The sequence below is a fragment of the Palleronia sp. genome (assembly GCF_042089775.1).
Taxonomy (GTDB): domain Bacteria; phylum Pseudomonadota; class Alphaproteobacteria; order Rhodobacterales; family Rhodobacteraceae; genus Palleronia.
In genome coordinates this window covers 1-4,048 of the sequence record NZ_JBELKF010000174.1, presented here as the reverse complement: position 1 = coordinate 4,048, position 4,048 = coordinate 1, and the positions used below count along the sequence as shown (strand labels likewise).

Annotated in this window: 6 protein-coding genes; 4 read left to right on the top strand and 2 right to left on the bottom strand. The window is 60.9% G+C overall.

Features of this window, described 5'->3' with window-relative positions; translation table 11 throughout:
- From ACFDS3_RS19410 to ACFDS3_RS19400, 3 genes are all read left to right on the top strand, one after another.
- On the top strand, positions 1 to 707 hold a 707-nt coding region (locus tag ACFDS3_RS19410; RefSeq protein WP_375263984.1), incomplete at its 5' end, for a hypothetical protein.
- A complete protein-coding gene (locus tag ACFDS3_RS19405) occupies positions 708 to 995 on the top strand; it encodes a hypothetical protein (protein ID WP_375263983.1) in 288 nt (95 codons plus the stop codon).
- A gap of 42 nt (positions 996 to 1,037) precedes the next feature.
- The gene (locus tag ACFDS3_RS19400) at positions 1,038 to 1,202 is read left to right on the top strand and encodes a hypothetical protein (protein ID WP_375263982.1); all 165 of its coding nucleotides are present in this window, start codon (positions 1,038 to 1,040) and stop codon (positions 1,200 to 1,202) included.
- A gap of 130 nt (positions 1,203 to 1,332) precedes the next feature.
- Here ACFDS3_RS19400 and ACFDS3_RS19395 read toward each other — a convergent pair whose 3' ends face one another.
- Together ACFDS3_RS19395 and ACFDS3_RS19390 are read right to left on the bottom strand one after the other, a co-directional pair.
- A complete protein-coding gene (locus ACFDS3_RS19395) occupies positions 1,333 to 1,509 on the bottom strand; it encodes a hypothetical protein (RefSeq protein ID WP_375263981.1) in 177 nt (58 codons plus the stop codon).
- Between the two features lie 491 nt (positions 1,510 to 2,000).
- Positions 2,001 to 2,318 carry a hypothetical protein gene (locus tag ACFDS3_RS19390; RefSeq protein WP_375263985.1) on the bottom strand — a complete coding sequence of 106 codons (318 nt, stop codon included), beginning with the start codon at positions 2,316 to 2,318 and terminating at the stop codon, positions 2,001 to 2,003.
- 18 nt (positions 2,319 to 2,336) lie between these two features.
- Between ACFDS3_RS19390 and ACFDS3_RS19385 the strand changes: the two genes are divergently transcribed.
- On the top strand, positions 2,337 to 3,848 hold the full coding sequence (locus tag ACFDS3_RS19385; RefSeq protein ID WP_375263980.1) for a PRC-barrel domain-containing protein: 1,512 nt from the start codon (positions 2,337 to 2,339) through the stop codon (positions 3,846 to 3,848).
- The last annotated feature ends 200 nt before the right edge of the window (positions 3,849 to 4,048 follow it).

Here is a 4,048-nt window from a genome sequence, read left to right as displayed (position 1 = left end):
TTCCCGGGATTCATCGACATCACTTCGATCCGCCTCTGGCTCCGCCATTTGTCAACATGACCTGCATCCAGCGCGATGACGGCACGTTGATTGTTGGCGTGAAGGGCGAGGTGACAGACGAGGTCGCCCAGACTGTGCGCGAGATCGCGCGTGAGGAGGATCACGCGCATTTCGACGCCCAGCTTGAGAAGCATCGGGCGACTGTGGAAACCAGCCGCACGCTTGCTCAGAAGGGTCATGTCATCGAGATTCCCCAGCTTCTGGTGGAGATGGAGGGCGAGACCTTCTTCGCTGAGACCGGCGCCATAATGGAAAGCGTCGACTGGTCCCTGGATCGTCATCCGGCGCAGTTGACCGAGCAGGAGCTGGGTTTCCACCGGTCCCAGGACGTCATCGAGATCGACTTCGAGGGGGAGAAGCTGGTCTACAGCCGGATCACGGAAGAGCAGCCGATACTGTCCGGCCTGCATGCTCCGTCGGATGCGGACCTTGAGGCGTCGCTTGTGCAATGGCTTGAGCGTGAATGTCGGGTGCCGGACATTTCTCACGCCGAGATGCTACCGTGGATCGCCGCCGTGGTTGCGGATCTCGTCGCGAACAGAGAGATCGGCATCCGCACCCTGAACGACTGGCAGCACCAGATCCCGGCGCGCATCCGGTGGAAGATCCAGGCAATCCGCGAGGAGGAAAAGACCCGGGCGCACTAGATGGCCTTGTTCGATGATCAGGCGAAACCGACCTGGTCCGAGAGCCGCGTGGTTAGGTTCGACGACACGATCTACCAGGATGTGCCGACACAGACGATCGGCGCCTTTCGGTTCAACCGTCACCTACTCGGCGCTGACCGAGCCCCTCTCATCGACGGAGACCTGAACGGCGAGGAATTCCAGTGTGCCTGGAACCTCGACAGCCTTAGTGAGAGCGAGGTCTGGGTCCGAAATGTGGCACGACATCCGCACTTGTTCTACCTGCCCCGTGTCGGCCGGCGCTTCTAGCCTGATTTCGTAGCAAAGCTTCGGGACGGCCGCATCTGCGTCGTGGAATACAAGGGCGAGCAACTGATCGGCGCACCAGAGGCCAGGGAGAAGAACGCCATCGGGACGATCTGGGCCCGCACCACGGGGAACGTCTTTCTCATGGTGCGGAAGATCGACCATGGGGTGGAGATGGTCGATCAGATGAGGAATGCGCTGGCCACGTAGCGCCCAGCGGCGCCCGAAGTAAACGGCCCGCTGCGCTGCTTCCGGAGGGCGCGCTCCAGAAGCAGCCCGGGAACCCAAGAGTGACTAACCGGCGTTACGATGTCAAAACTGGGCGGGCAACACCTCGATCTCAGGCCACCTCGCCCAGAATCCGGGCAAGATCATCGCTCAGTCCTTGCCTATCAGCGATAAGCCTTTCGAGCGCCAGGACCAGGGGCAGCAATTTTGCTCCATCGTCTCGCGCCTGAACTATACGCACGACGACCTTGCGGGCGGCTTGCAGATCTTCAACAACAGTGGGCCTCATAACAACACTCCAACCGGATCAAGATGGAGAAAGTCGGAACTTTTCTGCAGGCGCGGAAATTATCGAAGGAAAAGCTGGTAGCGGACAAAGCCTCTGCCCGAGCGAAGGCGAAAGGTGGATGCCGCCGCGGGTGCTGCCGGCTTCACGCCCCTTACCAGATGTGTTGAGGATTGCGGGCGAGTAAAGCCGACTTCGGTGTGGCCGCTTCGTCCGCGAGGCTCAGAAGACACTGGCGACCTGGGCAGGTGCCGCTGCGCCGCCGCAAGTTGGCTTCGAGCCCTTCCGCGACATACGCGTCCCGGGGCGGCGAGCCAGCGCTACCGATAGGGGATCCCGATGATGCCCCGCCGGAGGAACATCCACGACAGGCAGATCACGAACGTGCTGGCGATCAGGCCAAGGCCACGTTCATCGGCATGGCGAGCGGGACCGGGCGGCACCACCCAAGACTCAAGCTGACCTTTATCCTGCTCGGTGAGGCCTGGGGTCTTCTATCCCCGGTCTTCTTCTTTCTCCCGACCAGCATCGACGGGCTCTAACATCGCGATGAGAAACAGAATGCCGAGGGCATAGACGAGTTCGGTGTGGATCGTGATCCCGACGTGGTCGCCGTCGCCGTACTCGTCGCGCGCCGCGATGACCGTGACGATCGCCCCGAGAACGGCCATAGAGACCGCGCCGACAGACCAGTATGCGCGGCCGAGATGGGCGTGATGCGCCGCCATCGATGTCGCGACGAGTGCCGCGGCAAAGCAGTAGAGCGCCGCGTCGGTGATGAACTCCAGGGGTCCGGCGGCAAGGTCGCTGATCGTCTCGGAGACTCAGTTATGCTGCGGGACGATGACCGACGCGACCGTCACCGTGACGACCATCACCACCGTGCCGAGGATCCCGAGGCCGCCAAACTTCCCGCGGTGAGCAGGCGATGCTTCGCGAACGCGCCATTGCCTCGACCAAGACGGCCGCCACACTCCGCTGCGTATTCCGTATTCAGCACGTGCGGCTCCTGTCGATGTGAGCGTTCCGACCGGAACCAGGCGCTCGTAAAGTCTGTTGACCGGGTACACTCGCCGCAGGGCAGTCATATATCGTCGCTGCGCTTCCGATACGCTAAAGGAGCAGACATGAAACGAACAATTCAAGCATCTTCCACTGCTATGGCCCTCGTACTGGCTGTCTCGACGCCAGCTTTGGCTCAAGCGACATGGAGCTACAGCGACATAGATCAGGACGGCAACCTCGAGCTGACTTCAGCCGAATTCGAAGCCTTCGGTCAGGAAGTGTTCATGTCCTGGGACGCGAATGCGGACCAGATGATCGGAGAAAACGAATTCTACGGCGGCGTCTATGGCACGTGGGACGCCGATGCGGACGGTGTGCTGACCGAATCGGAGTATGGTCAGGGATGGAGTTCGTGGTTCGGCGATTACGATGAGGTTGCGTATGATGATCTTGATCAGAATGCCGATGCCGAACTGACCGAGGACGAGTTCGCGACCGGCCTCGCCGGGTCCGACATCTACTCGGAGTGGTCCGGCGATGGCGAACTTGGAAGCGATCGGTTCGCCGAAGGCCTCTACGACATCTACGATGCTGATGACGACATGGCCGTTACTGAGGCAGAATACGACGAGGTTCAGGCGGCATCGTTGTCGAACGGCATGAGCGGAGAAGTGCTCGGCGCTGAAGTGGTTTCCCTCGCCGGCTGGAACTATGACGACCTCTACGCAAGTGGCTACAGCGCCGAAGACTTCATCGACGAGATGGAAGTCTATGGCGAGGATGGCGAAGAGATCGGCGACGTCGAAGACATCATCATCGGTTCCGACGGCCAGATCCTGTCCATCGTGGCAGAAGTGGGCGGCTTCTGGGACATCGGTGACACGCACGTCAGCGTTCCCTTCGACCAGGTCGCGATGACTGAAGCCGAGGACGGAATCATCGTTCCCGTGACCGAAGAAACCGTCGGCGACTACGGGTTCGATCAAGAGGCGTTTCTGGCCGACACCGCTGAATCGGAAGCGGTGGCAGGGGTCGATGACGCCAATGCCGTTCGTGCCTGGCGCGCCTCTGAGTTGATCGGCGACTACGCCCGTACGCAGGAAGGCGATACCTACGGCGCCTATGGCTACGTCAACGACCTGATTCTTCAGGACGGACAGGTGGCAGCGGTCGTCGTCCAGCCGAACACGGCCTTCGGGCCTGGGTACCGGGCCTACCCGTATTACGGCTATGGTGCCGGATACGGTTGGGGCGCCGGTTCGCCGTATTATGATATGCCCTACGCCGCAGAAGAGACCGGCGAAATGGAAATCTTCGACTACGATCGCCTGCAGTAAAGTTCGCTTTACTTAGAAAGACGGGGCCCGCCTACATAGGGCGGGCCTCTTCGCTTGAGTCTCGGCCAATCAATCTGTCCGGATCGAAAGCGCCGCGCCCTTCCACACAGGCGGTCGGACGAGGTCATTCGCAATACGATCCTTTCGCGACCATACGGAGGCCAGTGCCTCGACAAGCGCGGAGTAACGGGAGGCATCGT